Below are 14,936 nucleotides of genomic sequence, written 5' to 3'. Positions count from 1 at the left end.
CACAGAATTATATCAACATCTTTTTTGTTGATATCCAACCCTTGATTCGCATTATAATTAGACACAACATTTAAATGAAAGTGTTTGTTAAAGCCGATGAGTACCTAACATTTTATTTGAGTAGAATGCTCCACAAAAATTATACTGCCTAAAAGTTTCAATGAAAATCAATAAAAAATTTAAAACTTCACTGCGTATTCCATTACAAGCTGTAGGGCTGATGTGGCTGGTAATGCTCAATTCCTGGATAATGGACATTAATCTTGTTTCTGCCGGGCTTTACCCAAGAAGCCTGAATGGTTTGATAGGAATCATAACGGCTCCCTTTATTCACAGTAGCCTGGAACATTTAAGTTCAAACAGTTTTCCCCTGATCTTTCTGGGAACCATGTCCTTTTATTTTTATCCGCGCATTTCCAAAAGAGTGATTCTTATCCTGGTATTCCTTGTGGGGATTCTTGTTTGGCTTTTTGCCCGTCCCTCCTACCACATTGGAGCCAGTGGTATTGTCTATGGGCTGGCTTCTTTTATTTTTTTCAGCGGAGTGTTCAGAAAAGACATTCGCTCTTATGCACTGAGTTTTATTATACTCTTTTTGTACGGTGGAATTGTAGAAGGATTGATGCCCAATCAATTTGGCGTTTCGTGGGAATCGCATCTGGCGGGTGCTGTTTCGGGTATTGTTCTGGCTTTTATCTATAGAAATACGGATCGACCAAAACCGGAAGTAGAATTGTACACCGCTGAAGAAGATAATGAATTTGAATACAAGTACATCCCGGAAGATGAAGAAAAATAGACATCAGGTAATTACTAAAGACGGAAGCCCTACCCTATTTGTGCCTGAACTGGATGAACATTATCATTCTGTTCACGGTGCATTGCAAGAATCAAAACATGTATTTATTCAAGCGGGACTCCATGAACTGCAAAAAAAAGGCTTCAGAAACATTAACATTTTTGAAATGGGATTTGGAACTGGCATCAATGCCTGGCTGAGCCAAAAATTTGCCACAGATAACAAGCTAAAAATCCGCTATGAATGCATAGAAGCTTATCCACTTGATATAGAAGAAGCCCAATGCATTGCAGAAGGCTTAATTGCAGACCAAAGTGAGCAAAAGGCATTTATAGAATTGCATCGGGCAGCATGGGGCAAAACAAGTGTTATCAATGAAAATTACACTTTACTGAAAAGAGCAGAAAAACTGCAGGACTATGCCATTGGTGAAAAAGCAGAACTGATCTATTTTGATGCATTTGCTCCAAGTGCACAGCCCGATTTGTGGGAAGCTTTTGTATTTAAAAAAATGTATGCGCAATTAAAACCAGGTGGTATATTGGTTACATATTGTGCCAAAGGAGTGGTGAAAAGAACATTGAAAGCTGTAGGTTTTAAAGTAGAATCCATTCCGGGACCGCCCGGAAAAAGAGAGATGACAAGAGCGCATAAACCCTGAAATAAAAATAGGCAAGTTACTTACATCGCACCGCTCAACCACCTACCCTTGCTACCTTCCGGTCCTGGGGGGATTCAGCAGGAGCTGGTCGTGTAAGACTTGCCCAGTGCAAAGGTAAGCTTTATTTGCTGCCTGCAAAAGTGTTTTTAGAAAATTTCCCTGATTCTATAGCTTTTAATTAAGCCTGTATATTATTTATATAACAATGTATAAGCATGCAGAAAAACAATTCATCTTTTTGCAATTTCTATCAATTGCTTGTGTAGTTTTCTTATTTGAGGTATCAAGACATTTTCACCATCATTATGAATGATATAATCTGCCAGCTCATTTTTGCGTTTTTGCGGCCATTGTTTATCCATTCTTGCCCGCACCTCTTTTTCACTAACAGCATCTCTTTTCATCACTCTTTGAATGCGCAGTTTTTCAGGTGCATCAACTACTATAATTTTATCCAGTGCCTTATAACTGCCTGTTTCAAAAAGTAAAGCAGCTTCTTTAAGTGTGTAGGGATGGCCGTCCTTTTCCATTTTTTCCTGCCAGTGCAATGCATCTTTACCTACAGCGGGATGAACAAGTGCATTCAGTGCTTTTAATTTTTCAGCATCATTGAATACAATTTCAGCCAATTGCTTTCGGTTGAGGTTTTTGTCATTGTAGATATTATTTCCAAAAAGGCCTTTGATTTTCCCGATTAACGCTTCATCTGTTTCCATCAATGCCTTTGCCCGCTTGTCTGCATTGTAAACCGGCACGCCAATGGATTTGAAGATATTGCAGACCGTTGTTTTTCCGCTGCCAATTCCACCCGTAATTCCTACTTTAAGCATTCCTTAATTGTTTTTTATTCCCCTTTACTGGCTTATCATTCATTTTATTTGTAAATAATAAAATCCACACTTTCAGGGTGTATTTTGTATTTTTTGATGTAAAGTGGTGCGGATTCCAATTTCAGATCAATGGATTTTTTTTCGGAGAGATTTACATCTTTAAAATCGGCTGTAATTTCATAGTACTCATCTTTTGATTTCTCGTAATTGCTTAAGCCTACCTGGTAGCGCAATTCTACTTTTTTAGGAAAAATAATGATTTCAGTGTTTTTGGGTTGGTTGAGCAATTTTACAGGAACAGTAACTACCCCTTCAGTGAACTCTTCCACAACCAGTAAATATTTGATTGTATTAGGTTCGGTAACTATTTGAATTGAGTCAGGATTCTTAAGGGGAATATAACCTTCAGCTGTTTCTTTTAGTTTGTTCAGGATTAATGTATCAGTAGGCCAAAAAGAAATTTCGTTTACCACGGGTTCAGCACCAATAATTTTAACTGAAGTAGGCTGGATAAGGAGTTCTTCTACAGCATCATATTGATTGGCAAAACTGATGTCTGCAATAAGTTTGACAGGTACTGTTTTGCTGATTTTTTTTGAAAAATGAAGCGGAAGGGTATCCGGTCGAATATGAATTGCTTCATAACCTTCTTTCAGCGAACTGTTGATAAAAGCGAGATTTTCATTGGTGCGGATTAAACTTTGATTCTGGAAATTATCAAGCGGAATATCAATTTCATTGTTTTGCAGGATCATGGCACTTAGCAAATTGAAACCCGTAGTTTTTACCGTGATTTCAATTTCATTGTTAAGCGGGATTGCAGGCAGGCGATTTTCAGGAAAAGAGGTATAGTTGACTTTGAAAGGTACTGTGGCTGTATAAGTTTTAGACAATTTGGTGAGAATGAAAAACAAAACAGCTATACCCAAGCATTTGATAAGTATAGCTGTATTTCCGGAAAAAAAATTCCCCTTTTTATTTTTCAAAATAATTTAACTTATTGATTCTGGTTTTTACTGTATTCAAAAGAAACTACAGATTTTTCCACAGTAATTCTGCTGTTGTGATCTACTTCCAAAGTAACGGTATCGTCACTAATCTTATCCACTTTTCCATGTATTCCACCGGCAGTAACCACCCTATCCCCTTTTTTTAGGCTTTCCTGAAAAGCTTTCTGCTCCTTGGCTTTTTTCGATTGAGGGCGAATCATGAAAAAATACATGACTAAAAGAATGGCTCCCATGAAAATAAAAGTGGGCAAGGCACTGCCTTCCCCACCCATTTGTAATAACACTATATTGTTCATGTAATTTTTTTAATTTATGAACCAGGTTGTACCTGGATACTTTGTTGTTGTGCATTAGGATCGCCCAGTACTTCTGTTTGAATATTTAATACAGTTTTCCCTGGGTCAGTATTGGCAGTAATGGTAACATTTTTGCGTTGCATACCATTTTTACCTTTAGAGTCGTACTTAATTTTAATTTCACCTGTTTCTCCCGGAGCTATTGGTTCTTTTGGATAGTAAGGTACAGTACAGCCGCAAGATCCTTTTGCATCAGAAATAATCAATTCATTTTCTCCTGTGTTGGTAAACATAAAAGTATGCTCAACAACATCTCCGGCTTCTACCTGTCCGAAATCATGATCGTAAGAATCGAAAGTGATTTCAGTAGTGGGACCTTTAGCTGCTTCGGTTTCTGAAGCGGTATTATTGTTGTCAATCAAGTCAGTAGAAAGATCTTTTTCAGTTGTTTCTTCCTCAGTGGCCGAAGTTTCTTCTGAATTGCTGCTTTCATTGTTGCATGCTACAAAGCTGATTAATGATGCAGCCATGATTAATAATAATAGGTTTTTCATTGGTTTTTAGTTTTTGTTTTATGGTGTGAAGGTAAAAAAAGTAAAAATTGATTTCAAAAGGTATGATGTAAAGTTAACCTAACTTAACAGACCCCGACCGCTTTTTTTAATTTTTTTCTCCTTTTCAAGTTTTTTTCTGAGCCGGTCTATCACTCCGTTTACAAATTCATGGCTTTTTGGTGTTGAATAGAGCTTAGAAATATCTATATATTCATTAATGCTTACTTTTACGGGGATATTATCAAAGTGTAAAAGTTCGCACAGAGCTAATTTTATAAGGATAATATCGAGCCGGGCTATACGCTGTATGTCCCAGTTTTTAAGCTGTGGTTTGATCAGTGCTTCAAAATCCTGATGATTGTTGCGGTAATTGTTCAGTAAATCTATAGCAAAATCCGCGTCACTTTTGTCGTATAAACGATCAAAAAACACACTGTTTTTCATACTTTCAGGGGTTTCTAAAAGATCAGTCAACCTGTACCTCACAGAAGAGTTGTCTTCATCAAAATAGGTGAAATTTTCTTCAAGGTGAGCTTGATAACGTTCATTTGTAAGCATAACATCTTTGTACAACTTCAGCAATACCTCTTTTTCAACTTCTTCACCCGATTCGAGCATATAATTTTTATAAAAATCAGTTTCGTGCAACTGCCTGAACAATTCCCGTATAATTCCTTCATCTATAAACTTAGCGAGCTTGTTGTTTTTTACATAATTGTTGAAATGCTCATTTTCTTTGAGTTCAAGCACAAAAGGATGCTGCTCAATTTTGGTGTAGTGGCGTTCTTCGAGGTCTAGTTTTATATGCCTGGATTTGATGATTTCCGCATATTTCAGGCTAAAATCTGTGATCTCACATATTGTCAAAAGCTGATAGTAAAAAAGATCAAGGGTTTGCTTCAGATTTTTTCTTAGCACTTTTTCTGCTGAATACAGGTCTTGTGTTGCTCCCTGATCGGTTGCATAAATAGTTTGCATTACTTTAATTCGGATACTTCTTCGGCTTAACATAATATAGTACTTGCGCTCTGTTTTTTATCTTACGGCCCTTAATTGCGCCACAGATTGAATTCTTTTTTTAGCCAGTAAGAAGGCTGCTTCGTGTGTTGTGATCTTTAATTTTTCTGCTTGTTCGAATATAGACATTGCTTTGTCATATATTGATTCTGTGAGGCGATAGGCATAATCCCTGTTGTAGGGTTTGATGTTTACTTCTGCATAACAATTGATCACACCACCGGCATTGATCAGAAAATCAGGAGCGTATAAAATGTCTTTGTCCACAAGCATTTGTGCATGAACTTGCTCGTTTTTTAATTGATTGTTTGCTGCCCCTGCAATCACCCCGCATTTTAACCGGCTGATACTTTCATCATTGATACTTGCTCCAAGTGCACAGGGAGCGTAAATGTCAATATCCAAATCCAGGGCATTTTCAAGTGCAACTACTTCTGCTCCATATTTTTCAGCAGCAGCTTTTAGTTTTGCTGTATTCACATCGCAAATGTAGATTTTGGCATTTTCCTTTGATAAATAACTCAATAAATGTGAGCCGACATTGCCCACACCTTCTACAAGTATTTTGTATTTGCTCAAATCATCACTGCCGAATTTCTTTTTTGCTCCTGCTTTGATACCCAGATAAACTCCATAGGCAGTTACGGGAGAGGGATCTCCGCCACCACCGAGAAAATCGGGCAGTCCGGCAACAAATTCTGTTTCCTGGCTGACATACTCCATATCCTGAATACTTGTGCCTACATCTTCCGCTGTGTAGTATTTTCCATGAAGACTATCGATGAACTTTCCATATCTACGCCACAAAAATTCATTGGATAGTTTTGCAGGGTCTCCAATAATCACGGCTTTTCCACCACCAAGATTGATACCGCTAATCGCATTTTTATAGGTCATGCCGCGTGAAAGCCGCAGTACATCTGTTATGGCATCGGCTTCATTTTTGTAATTGTAAAAGCGTGTGCCTCCAAGCGCTGGCCCTAATGTAGTATTGTGAATGCCTATGATGCATTTTAATCCTGTGGCCTTGTCCTGACAAAAAACAAGCTGCTCGTGTTCATAATTGTTTAATTGATCAAAAAGACCGTTAGTTTGTTGGACTGAAGTAAGATTTTCCGAAGCTGTCTGCATAGTTTTGATTTTGCCCTGGATTTAATAAAAGCTTATGAGGAATAAAGTGTTAAACTTATTTGTTCTTTAATTTCCACTCATTAATAAAATGATTTTCTACTGTCAAGAGTTTAGCTTCTTAAAAAAGAACAAAATAAATTCGCCAAATTTGCGAAACCTTATTCTGCAATAAGCTCCGTGAATCAAATTGCACTGCAAAACTAATCATTTTTGAATAGCGCATGAAGCTTGATTCACTAATTAAATTTAAAAATCAAGCCAACAGAATCCCTGGCACTGCTGTTAGGGTAGTTGAATTGTAAAATCATGAAGCACCTTTTCTTTTTTAATAAATACTTTAGGAAGTATAAATTTCGTCTTTTATTGGGGATACTGTTTGTTAGTGTTTCCAATTACTTTGGTGTTTTGTCTCCACGTATCATTCGTTATTCTTTTGACCTTGTAAAGGAAAACATTGGTTTTTACCGGCTTTTTAACGGACTCTCAATCCAGGAGGAATTTTATAGTGTATTTGGCACAGCACTGATGTTTTTCGGACTTATAGTTTTACTTCTGGCAGTGCTCAAAGGGCTTTTTATGTTTTTTATGCGCCAGACTATTATAGTGATGTCGAGGTTTATTGAGTACGATCTTAAAAATGAAATTTACCGACACTATCAATTTTTATCTACTGCATTTTACCGAAGAAACAATACGGGTGATTTAATGTCGCGTATTTCTGAAGACGTGTCAAGAGTACGTATGTACCTAGGTCCGGCTATTATGTACAGTATCAATCTTGTGGTGCTGTTTGTGCTGGTAATTAGTGCAATGATAGCGGTAAATCCCAAATTGACATTTTATGTGCTTACACCGCTCCCTATTTTGTCCATAAGCATTTATTATATCAATAACCTGATTAATAAACGCAGTGAAGCAATTCAGCAAAAACTTTCTAAACTAACAACTGAGGCACAAGAAGTTTATTCAGGAATTCGAGTTATAAAATCATTTGTGCAGGAAAAACAGATACTCGGTTTTTTTGATAAGGAGAGTGAGGAGTACAAAGAAAAGGCCTTGAAACTTGCACGAGTAGAAGCTTTCTTTTTTCCTATGATGCTTATGCTGATTGGAATTTCCACAATTTTAACCATATATATTGGCGGGATTCAGGTTATTCAGGGTGTGATTACACCGGGAAATGTTGCTGAATTTGTGATTTATGTAAATATGCTCACCTGGCCGGTAACAAGTATTGGTTGGGTAGCCAGCATTATTCAACGTGCTGCTGCTTCACAAAAGAGGATCAATGAATTTTTGGATACCCCCCCCGAAATTTCTTCTAAAAATCCATCTGCATTTCAATTGAAGGGAGCTATTGCCTTTAAAAATGTTTCTTTTACCTATCCCGATACGGGGATCAGGGCTTTGAGAGATATTGAATTTGAGTTGAAGCCGGGGGAGAAAATGGCCGTGGTCGGAAAAACAGGTTCTGGAAAATCCACTGTTGCTGAATTGCTGATGCGGATGTACGATGCCACTTCCGGTGAAATATTAATTGATAAAACACCTGTTAAAGATTTAAATTTAGATGCCTTGCGCGCTCAAATAGCTTATGTGCCACAAGATGTTTTTCTATTTTCAGATACTATAGAAAACAACATCAGCTTTGGCCTGGAAACTTCGGATATTGAACTGGTAAAAGAGGCTGCCAAACGGGCTTCTATTCACGATGAAATCATGGAATTGCCACGTGGCTATAATACACTTGTGGGTGAACGGGGAGTTACGCTTTCCGGTGGGCAAAAACAAAGGATTTCGCTTGCCCGTGCATTTGCCAAAAATCCTCAATTGATCATTCTGGATGATTGCCTTTCTGCTGTAGATGCCAATACTGAAAAAGTCATTTTAAGCACACTTAGTGATTTTTTAAAGGATAAAACGGCTATTATTATTACACATAGAATTTTTTCTTTGCTCGATCCTGATAAAATTATTGTACTTGAGGATGGAGCTGTAATTGAGTCTGGCACACATAAAAGCCTGATTTCAAGCAAGGGCAAATACTATGAAATGTATAAACATCAGCAGGAAGAAGAAAAAATCCAAAGCACTTAATTTTTGTTTTTTTTCAAAATAAATTAAATTGTGCGTGAATGTACTTATTCAAATGGTATTTAAAGGGTAATCACTGTGGAGCAAGACAATAATTCCAAGAACAAAGAAGGACTGTTTTCAAAAGTAATCAGAGCCGGCAAAAGAAGAACTTATTTCTTTGATGTAAGGACTACAAAGTCCAACGATTACTTTATTACCATTACGGAAAGCAAAAAGCGCTTTAATGATGATGGGTACGAACGCCACAAAATTTTCTTATACAAGGAAGATTTCAACAAATTCTTAAGTGCAATGACTGATACGGTCAATCATATCAAGGAAGAACTGCTCCCTGAATACGATTTTGATGAGTTCAATCACGATTTTGAAGATGAATCTGAAGAGTATAAGAAACCTGTAAACAAAGATGCTTCTGATAATGATAAAAAATCTACTGATGAACCTAAGTGGGAGGATTAAGTAATCGCACCCAGGAAACTAACCCAGTTTATGCAGTAGTTCATTGTTTTAGTCCTTTCAAAATATTTCAAGAAGTGTTTTCTGATTTTAGAAGCTAAAGCATAGGTAATTTCATACTATGAAAGCATTAGCGACAATAAGTCTTTTTTCTCTATTATCTTATAGCACATACAGTCAAAACTTAGTTGTAAATCCGGGATTTGAAATATACATAGATTCCAATGTAGTGACTTATCATTACCACAGCGTATTTTACGGCAATTTTTACTGGGATATCAATTTAAGCAACTCTTACGGTTGGAATCCTGCAACAAGCGGCACTCCTGATCTTTTGTCTTTCAACCATACTCAATTTTCACATTCAGGCTATTCTCATGCTCAAACTTCCATTAGTGGATCTCATTGGGAATATCCACAAGGAAGATTGATTTCAGCCTTAGAAGCTGATAAAAAATACCTGGTGCAATTTTGGGTAGCTGCAAAAATTGGAAGTAAATCACTGCCCGCTTCAGTTGGCATTAGATTCACCAACGATGAACAAAATATATTTGGCGATAACTGCTTAAATACACCTCCTGATATCGAGTGGGGCGAAAAAGATTTACCTACACAAACAAATACCTGGGTACTGCTTTCAGATACACTCACTGCACAAGGTGGAGAGCTATTTTTTCATATTGGCAATTTCAAGCCGCAGCGGGAAACTAAAATGATTATGCTGGACAGAAAAGGGAAAGGTGTTTCATTGCTATTGATTGATGATGTACTTGTCGAACCATTAATTCCCACAGCCAAAGAAGATGGGCTCGAAAATATGGATAAACTAAGCACTGGGGAAACCTTCAACCTTGAAAACATTTATTTTGAAAAAGCCTCTTACAGACTAAAAGATGAATCAATACCTGAATTAAACATGATTAAAAACTGGCTGCATAACAAAGCTGATGTGAAAATCCTGATTGAAGGACACACTGATGATGATGGCAATTCGGTATACAATCTCGAACTTTCAATAAATAGAGCAAATGAGGTTAAACAGTACCTTATTAACAATGGAATTGATTCAGATAGAATTCAGGTAAAAGGCTATGGAGCATCCCGTCCATTTTCAGAAGATTCAACTGAAACCGGCAAAAAATTAAACAGGAGAATTGAGCTGAAAATAATAGAGTAATTCAATAATAACCTGAGTTCTATAATTATATAAGCGCTCAGCTTAATAGGCAAAGGCATATTATAATCAGCCCCATAAAATTTTCAAAAACCAGAAAAGCCTGAAAACAAAAAAAGATAAAGCATTGGGAAAATAGAGAAATTTCCTTACAATCTTTTTAAATTTCCTGTTCAACTAAACAATTGATGTATGTTTTTGGAAATGACCGGAAAGCCACAGCGCGAAACTGGGTGGATAGAAGTAATTTGCGGATCAATGTTTTCCGGAAAAACAGAAGAACTCATCAGGCGACTGAAGCGCGCTCAATTTGCCAAACAAAGAATAAAAATCTTTAAACCTAAGGTTGACAATCGCTACCACGAAGAAGAAGTGGTAAGTCATGATGCCAATTCCATAGATTCATTTCCGGTTGAATGCTCTCGCGATATACTCCTGCAGTTTGGCGATGCTGAAGTTGTGGGCATAGATGAAGCCCAGTTTTTTGATGAAGAATTGCCTGATGTTTGTAATGAAATGGCCAATATCGGCATCAGGGTGATAGTTGCGGGCTTGGATATGGATTTTAAAGGAAAACCCTTCGGCCCTATTCCCAACCTATTGGCAATAGCAGAATATGTAACCAAAGTACATGCAATATGTGTAAAAACAGGTAAGTTGGCGAATTTCTCTCACCGCATCACAGCCAGTGAAGACCTGGTCCAACTTGGAGAAAAAGAACACTACGAGCCCCTTTCCCGTGAAGCTTTCGTAAAAGCTGTTGGTAAGACCGAAGAAAAATAAAAGGCAGATATAGAATAAGCAAACCTAAGGCCACATTATTCGCTTGGCTTTTGAAGGAGAGAAGGCAGTGCCCTGTATATGTATTGCAAACCTTTCCATTTCACATCCCACATTTTCCATTTCTTACATCTTACATAGATCAACGCTCGGGGCGAATGCTAAAAACCGGGACCTTACTTTCTGCAATCACTTTTCTGGCACTACTGCCCAAATTGTAAAAATCGGATTTTGAAACCTCCTGCTGTGTCATGATCATCAATAAATCGGCATCAATTTCTTTGGAATAATCCATTATGGCTTTGGGCACATTCTCGTGTCGGATCATTTTTATTTGCACAGGGATACCAACATCTTTTACCTTATCAGCAATATTGTTCAATTGCTCTTTGAGATAGCTGCTTTTAAAGCGCAATTCATCAAAATATGTAGAAATAGAAACCAGGTGAATTTCAGCATCAAAAACACGTGCCAGCTTCATAGCACTCAACACCTTCTGATCAGTTTCTTTAGTTATATCAAGTGGCAATACAATTTTTTTAAGCCTGACTTCCTCAATTGGCGTCCTGAATGTTATAACAGGCACTGTTGTTCCACTAACAACCCGAATGGCATTAGAGCCAAGAATATGTTTTTGTTTTAAATCAACATCTTTCCAGCCATGTGTCCCCATTATAATCAGGTCGATATTGTTTGTTTTTTGAAAGTCAGAAATTTGCCTGTATATCTTTCCTTTTCCAATTCGTGCAGTAATCTTGATGCCCCAGAGATCTATATTATCAGATTTGATCTCCTCCATTTTTTTATTGACAGCATCTTCAATGATCCTATCGATATTGATGATCTCCTCCAGAAAAGTATTTTGCATATAGGTTTCAATCACATGATAGAGAATAATCTCTGCATTGGAGTGCCGTGCCAAGGCTGCCGCATAATGCAGCGCACTTAATGAAAGTGGGGAGAAATCAGTAGGAACTAATATCTTGTCAATTTTGAGTTTCACTATATACTAATTGATTTTGATAAAATTGCAGGGCAAAGCTAAGATAGAATACAGTATATTCCGAAAAGAAGGGAAATTACATCACAAAAAAAGGAGATTAATAAAATGACCAGAGTTTATTCAAAATAAATCTCTGCATCGCCCCCAACCTCTTTGATTTTCAGAGAGGTAAAACTGAGCTTCTAAACCACCCATTTTCCGTGATATTGAAGTGTCAATATATTATCTTCCAAAGACCACTTGCTATTTGAACTTAGGCAATATAGAAAATTTCGCTAAATATTTTTTACAAATACATTAATAAATCTGATTTATGCATTCGGCTATAAATCAATATAATTAATTGGCAAACAACAAGTTGACTATTTGATTGAGGTCAAAAATCATTTTCTAATAAAAATTGTCCAATTTGCAATCTAAATTTCTGGGCAAACATTTGATTAGCCCACGCTGATTATGATTAATATAATTAACTGATTTTCAAAAAATGAACAATAGCATTAAAGATTCAGAATTGATATTGAACCCGGATGGATCAATTTACCACCTACAACTAAGGCCAGAAGAAATTGCTGATTTAATCTTCACGGTAGGCGATCCCGATCGGGTAGAAATGCTGAGCAAATATTTTGACCGCATTGAGTTCAAAAAAGCGCATCGTGAATTTGTGACACATACGGGCTATATCGGAACAAAAAGAATGAGTGTTATTTCCACAGGTATTGGCACTGACAATATTGATATAGTACTCAATGAACTTGATGCGCTTGCCAATATTGACTTTGACACAAAAACCATAAAAACGGATTTCCAACAATTAAAGATCATCAGAATTGGCACCTCCGGGAGTTTGCACCGCTCTATACCTGTAGATACTTTTGTCGCTTCTGCTGCCGGGTTGGGTTTAGACAGCCTCATGCATTATTATCAAATTGATAAAAAGAATAAACCGGATATTGGAGTTGAACTGCCGATTCTGCCCTATTTCTTTGAAGCCGACCAAAATTTGCTCAATAAATTTTCTGGAATGCATAGCGGTATAACTGCTACCTGCCCGGGGTTTTATGCCCCGCAAGGTCGGAGTCTCAGGTTAAAAGCAAAAGATGCCCAAATACTGGACAAGCTCCGCTCTGTGAAAATCAATGAAATGGCAGTCACCAATTTTGAAATGGAAACTGCCGGTATATATGGTTTAGCCCATTTAATGGGGCATAAGGCGCTTTCTTTAAATGCCATATTGGCCAATCGCGAAGCGGGTACTTTCTCAAAAAATCCCCAGGCTACAGTTGACCTGCTGATACAGAACACTCTGGAAAAGCTAACATCACAATAGATGTTCAACCCAGAATATGCATTAGGAAATCCCTGCTTGCAGCAGGCAAGTATTGCAGCATGAAATCACTTCAAAATCAGATACTTCGTTGCTGTTTTCAATTTCACCATAGCGATGCTATGCTAAAATTTCCAAACAGCCTGATTTTATTGTGCTTTCAAGCTTCCTGCCCGACTAAAGTCATTCAGGCGGGCATGACAAAGTCCCAATGCATAATCCGGGTTCAATCCAGAGGAAGTCGCTTCATAAAAACAAAGCCGTTTTTTTCATAGAGCAATTTGAGGGGATATTTTTTAAGGTATTTTTCCTCTTTTCCAGTCTTAGTTACGAAATATGCAGGTTTATCAATTCTGCCCTGTAATAAAGAATGTCGTTCATCAGGCGGCACACTCTGTTCCGGCAGTTTCCTGCTGTAAAAAAGATGTGCATAGCTCTTATACCCCAACACTTCCACGTATACATCCTTTCCCTGCAATGTTTTGTAAAATTCTATAGCAGCTCTTTGACTATACCCTTCTATTTTTGGCACATAAAGTGTCATAAGCGCTTGAATAATCAGTGTATTTATTATTAAAAAAAACACAAAACGCTGCCCTACATTTCTCCTTACAGGCGGCACAAATATCACTGCTAAAGCCAGTAAAAAAAACAATCCGAAAATAATCCACCAAAAGGGCCAGTAAACTTCTGCCTGTAGATTGGCCGCTGCAAAAGAATCATTGATATGTGGCACCCACAAAGAGTGATGCTGTGCAGCCAGGGGCAATAATGCAAAGGAAAGCCCAATGGGAATACCCAAAAGCAGTAAAAGTATTTTTACCCACCACTTTAGCTTCCATGCAGGGTTGGCCCAAAGATTTCTCAAAACAATAGCTGCCAGAAAAGTAATGGGAAAGTATGCAAATGAGGAATAATGAACAATTTTGGTTTTCACCAGGCTAAAAACCAACAATATCACTATCAATAACAGCCACATCCACAATTGAAAATACCGTGCATCTTCAGTTCTTCCATACTGCTGTGCTTTAGGCTGAAAAAGCAATAGTGACACCGGAAAACAACCCATCAACAATACCAGAAAATGATAATAAAATGGAGCTCCGTGTCCTGAATCTTCAGTACTTAACAAGCGCAATTGATAACTTATAAACGCCTCAAAAAACCAAAAGCCGTTTTGCATCAACTCAACACCATACCATAAAAAACTCACTGCAATCAGTAAAAATAAAAATACAGGAACATGCCAGCTCAACAGTTTCTTCCATTCTTTTTTATACAATACATACAAAAAAACGACCAGCGCAGGAACCAATAAACCTACAGGGCCTTTAGTGAGTACTGCAAGCCCTGTAAATAAACCTGCAGCAATTGCGAGATGCAATCTTGCTTGCCGAAAATACAGGGCAAAACAGAGCAATGAAGCAAACATAAAGAAATTGAAAAAGGGATCAATAATGCCCGACTTAAAATAGAAATGGGGTAAAAATGCTCCGGTATAGCAAAGCACCCAAATGCCTCCCAGGTAAACCGAATCCAGGCGTTTTCCAACATAAAATATCAGCAATAGCGTTAGTACCCCGCAAATAGCATTGGGCAAACGGGCTGCATACTCTCCTACTCCAAAAATATTCATGGCAGCGGCCTGCATCCAAAAAAACAAAGGGGGCTTTTCCCAAAAAGGCTGATAGTCTATTTGTACCCGTGCGTAATTTTCGGTAACCAACATTTCCCTTGCTGACTCGGCAAAATTAATCTCGTCCCAATCAAATAAATGTACCTTTCCCAGCGAATGCAT

15 protein-coding genes and 1 other RNA gene are annotated in these 14,936 nt (G+C 37.6%); 7 read left to right on the top strand and 9 right to left on the bottom strand.

What is annotated here, in order from left to right; all coding sequences use genetic code 11:
- Positions 1-160: 160 nt before the first annotated feature.
- Together WD048_04920 and mnmD are read left to right on the top strand one after the other, a co-directional pair.
- Positions 161-799 (top strand): rhomboid family intramembrane serine protease, encoded by a 639-nt coding sequence (locus WD048_04920; GenBank protein MEX0811538.1) that lies wholly within the window; start codon positions 161-163, stop codon positions 797-799.
- Positions 786-1,460, top strand: a complete 675-nt coding sequence (mnmD, locus tag WD048_04915) for a tRNA (5-methylaminomethyl-2-thiouridine)(34)-methyltransferase MnmD (protein MEX0811537.1) — start codon at positions 786-788, stop codon at positions 1,458-1,460. Before WD048_04920 ends, mnmD begins: the two co-directional genes overlap by 14 nt.
- Positions 1,461-1,466: 6 nt before the next feature.
- Here the strand turns inward: mnmD and ffs are convergent.
- From ffs to WD048_04880, 7 genes are all read right to left on the bottom strand, one after another.
- An RNA gene (gene ffs / locus WD048_04910) (signal recognition particle sRNA small type) lies at positions 1,467-1,565 on the bottom strand.
- Between the two features lie 125 nt (positions 1,566-1,690).
- Positions 1,691-2,290: a dephospho-CoA kinase gene (gene coaE / locus WD048_04905; protein MEX0811536.1), complete on the bottom strand. Its 600-nt coding sequence runs from the start codon at positions 2,288-2,290 to the stop codon at positions 1,691-1,693.
- A gap of 44 nt (positions 2,291-2,334) precedes the next feature.
- Positions 2,335-3,276 carry a YbbR-like domain-containing protein gene (locus tag WD048_04900; GenBank protein MEX0811535.1) on the bottom strand — a complete coding sequence of 314 codons (942 nt, stop codon included), beginning with the start codon at positions 3,274-3,276 and terminating at the stop codon, positions 2,335-2,337.
- 11 nt (positions 3,277-3,287) lie between these two features.
- A complete protein-coding gene (yajC, locus tag WD048_04895) occupies positions 3,288-3,596 on the bottom strand; it encodes a preprotein translocase subunit YajC (GenBank protein ID MEX0811534.1) in 309 nt (102 codons plus the stop codon).
- Positions 3,597-3,610: 14 nt separating this feature from the next.
- Positions 3,611-4,150: a DUF1573 domain-containing protein gene (locus WD048_04890; GenBank protein ID MEX0811533.1), complete on the bottom strand. Its 540-nt coding sequence runs from the start codon at positions 4,148-4,150 to the stop codon at positions 3,611-3,613.
- Positions 4,151-4,228: 78 nt separating this feature from the next.
- Positions 4,229-5,128: a transcription antitermination factor NusB gene (nusB, locus tag WD048_04885; GenBank protein MEX0811532.1), complete on the bottom strand. Its 900-nt coding sequence runs from the start codon at positions 5,126-5,128 to the stop codon at positions 4,229-4,231.
- 57 nt (positions 5,129-5,185) lie between these two features.
- Positions 5,186-6,298, bottom strand: a complete 1,113-nt coding sequence (locus WD048_04880; GenBank protein MEX0811531.1) for a Glu/Leu/Phe/Val dehydrogenase — start codon at positions 6,296-6,298, stop codon at positions 5,186-5,188.
- Positions 6,299-6,604: 306 nt separating this feature from the next.
- Here WD048_04880 and WD048_04875 point away from each other — a divergent pair, with 306 nt between their 5' ends.
- From WD048_04875 to WD048_04860, 4 genes are all read left to right on the top strand, one after another.
- Positions 6,605-8,395 carry an ABC transporter ATP-binding protein gene (locus tag WD048_04875; GenBank protein ID MEX0811530.1) on the top strand — a complete coding sequence of 597 codons (1,791 nt, stop codon included), beginning with the start codon at positions 6,605-6,607 and terminating at the stop codon, positions 8,393-8,395.
- Between the two features lie 75 nt (positions 8,396-8,470).
- Complete coding sequence (locus WD048_04870) at positions 8,471-8,854, top strand: DUF3276 family protein (protein ID MEX0811529.1); 384 nt, start codon at positions 8,471-8,473, stop codon at positions 8,852-8,854.
- A 118-nt stretch (positions 8,855-8,972) separates the two neighbouring features.
- Complete coding sequence (locus tag WD048_04865; protein MEX0811528.1) at positions 8,973-10,028, top strand: OmpA family protein; 1,056 nt, start codon at positions 8,973-8,975, stop codon at positions 10,026-10,028.
- Positions 10,029-10,217: 189 nt separating this feature from the next.
- On the top strand, positions 10,218-10,808 hold the full coding sequence (locus WD048_04860; protein ID MEX0811527.1) for a thymidine kinase: 591 nt from the start codon (positions 10,218-10,220) through the stop codon (positions 10,806-10,808).
- Between the two features lie 139 nt (positions 10,809-10,947).
- Here the strand turns inward: WD048_04860 and WD048_04855 are convergent, their stop codons facing one another.
- The gene (locus WD048_04855; protein ID MEX0811526.1) at positions 10,948-11,808 is read right to left on the bottom strand and encodes a universal stress protein; all 861 of its coding nucleotides are present in this window, start codon (positions 11,806-11,808) and stop codon (positions 10,948-10,950) included.
- A 487-nt stretch (positions 11,809-12,295) separates the two neighbouring features.
- Here WD048_04855 and WD048_04850 point away from each other — a divergent pair, with 487 nt between their 5' ends.
- Complete coding sequence (locus WD048_04850; GenBank protein MEX0811525.1) at positions 12,296-13,141, top strand: nucleoside phosphorylase; 846 nt, start codon at positions 12,296-12,298, stop codon at positions 13,139-13,141.
- 223 nt (positions 13,142-13,364) lie between these two features.
- Here WD048_04850 and WD048_04845 read toward each other — a convergent pair whose 3' ends face one another.
- Entirely contained in the window at positions 13,365-14,936 is a 1,572-nt protein-coding gene (locus WD048_04845) for a glycosyltransferase family 39 protein (protein ID MEX0811524.1), read from the bottom strand.

This window comes from Chitinophagales bacterium (assembly GCA_040877935.1).
Taxonomy (GTDB): Bacteria; Bacteroidota; Bacteroidia; order Chitinophagales; family CAIOSU01; genus JBBDNB01.
The sequence above is the reverse complement of the archived record's forward strand: the minus strand, read 5'-3'. Positions and strand labels throughout refer to the sequence as shown.